General features: G+C 43.7%; 2 protein-coding genes. Both read left to right on the top strand.

Annotated features, from left to right (window positions below):
- Positions 1 to 608: bacteriophage T4 gp5 trimerisation domain-containing protein (locus F0155_RS23540; RefSeq protein ID WP_425299996.1), on the top strand; the 608-nt coding region annotated here is incomplete at its 5' end.
- 10 nt (positions 609 to 618) lie between these two features.
- Positions 619 to 1,278 (top strand): hypothetical protein, encoded by a 660-nt coding sequence (locus F0155_RS23130; RefSeq protein ID WP_150526922.1) that lies wholly within the window; start codon positions 619 to 621, stop codon positions 1,276 to 1,278.
- The last annotated feature ends 11 nt before the right edge of the window (positions 1,279 to 1,289 follow it).

Here is a 1,289-nt window from a genome sequence, read left to right as displayed (position 1 = left end):
GAATGACTATCAAGACTGAAAGTCATAAGGGGGAAGGCTTTAATGAGTTGCGCTTCGAAGATGAGTCAGGTCGTGAGGAAATTTTTGTTCATGCGCAGAAAGACAGAAATGAGAAAACGCTCAACAACCATACAGAGCGCATAGACAATAATTGGGTGCAGTCAGTTGGTCATAATAAAGCCGTTGAGGTTACGAATAACCATGATGAAGTCATTGGTGGGAATATGACTTTAAGCGTTGGGCCATCAAGCATCGGACAAATAATAAATGATACCGTCAGTAAATTGACCGGAGGCATTGGAGCGATTGGTGATGCATTAGGGTTGCCCGGTCTTTTGAATCCTGGAGAGGGCAATCAAACAATTACGATTGAAAAAAATAAGGCAGAAACAGTCGGCATTTCGAGTATGGAGGCTGTTGGAATCTCCAAAATGTCAAGTGTCGGAAAAACCTATCATGTAAATGTCGGTACAAAAATGGTCATTACATGCGGAAAGTCACAAATAAGTTTGGACAAATCGGGTTATATAAAAATAACTGGGGCAAGATTTAATTTTACTTCTTCAGGTCCCGTACAAATAAATGGAAAAGATGTAGATATTAACTAGGTGTCAATAAATGTCTAAGAAGGCCATCTTGCTAAAAGAAAAGGACTTACCCTGGAATCAGCGGTTAGCCATTCGATTGATGGCGGAGTCAAAGGGAAGGGCAACCGGCAATTGGGGCAGAACTCTAAAATGTATCCCTGCCGAAGCATTATCTTGGAAAAATTCTGTAAAGCAGCTCTTCACCCGCCCAGGTCGGGCAGCAAACTATCAACGATACAAGTGCGGCAATTTTGAAGGTTCTGTTCACGAAGATCGAATGAAAGGTAAAGCGGCAGTAGCGGATGGCCTTTCTCCTACGGCTAGTAATCCAAGTCGTACGGGCTGTCTAATTTTGGAGGCAAAATCTTCGCGACATGACAAGAAGAACCAGAGCAAGGGTCTATATAGCCTAGAAACCAACTCGGGGCCGGCTTTAAGTAAAAAAAACGCACGTAAAATCATTAAAAGATACCCTGGTCCCGCAACTGCAGAAGGTTTAAAGTATCTTGGAGCAACATTCGCCCCCACAATGGCGACTATCCAAGCCGAAGGGGGAGATACTTCATTATTTGAGGATTATATTCCAAGTGCTGAAGATCACTCAACCAGCGGAATATGGGCTCTGGTCCGATCTTCGACGATGATGCAGCTGGACACCCGCAAAAACCTCGCGCTGTTGGATGATTTCTGATTCACTGGCTT

This window comes from Roseibium sediminis, assembly GCF_008711325.1.
Lineage (GTDB): Bacteria > Pseudomonadota > Alphaproteobacteria > Rhizobiales > Stappiaceae > Roseibium > Roseibium sediminis.
Note: the sequence above shows the minus strand (reverse complement) of the source record. Positions and strands in the feature narration are given on the sequence as shown.

Excerpts from the sequence above, each read along its gene's own strand:
- F0155_RS23130 (WP_150526922.1), top strand. The coding sequence starts at position 619 with ATGTCTAAGAAGGCCATCTTGCTAAAAGAAAAGGACTTACCCTGGAAT.